This is a genomic window from Achromobacter sp. GbtcB20 (assembly GCF_019091095.1).
GTDB classification, from domain to species: domain Bacteria; phylum Pseudomonadota; class Gammaproteobacteria; order Burkholderiales; family Burkholderiaceae_B; genus Achromobacter; species Achromobacter mucicolens.
The window spans coordinates 1-252 of the sequence record NZ_JAGXJZ010000706.1 but is presented as its reverse complement, the minus strand read 5'-3'; the positions used below and the strand labels follow the sequence as shown (position 1 = coordinate 252).

1 pseudogene is annotated in these 252 nt (G+C 71.4%); it reads left to right on the top strand.

The annotated features are described in order from the left end of the window. Positions 1-252 (top strand): annotated as a pseudogene (locus KVT32_RS30810) (ABC-F family ATPase); the annotation flags it as partial.

Sequence of the window (252 nt, the reverse complement as noted above, 5' to 3'; positions counted from 1 at the left end):
ATCGCCGAACGCGCCCCCATCTACGCCTATCCGGAGGCGACCGACGACGACTACATGAAGGCCGCCGAGCTCGAGGGCAAGGTCGCCGAATACGTCGGCTACTCGGCCGAGGCGCGGGCCGGCGAACTGCTGCTGGGCCTGGGCATCGGCACCGACCTGCACCAGGGCCCGATGTGCGCGGTCGCGCCGGGCTGGAAGCTGCGCGTGTTGCTGGCCCCGGCCCTGCTCTCGGACCCGGACATCCTGCTGCTG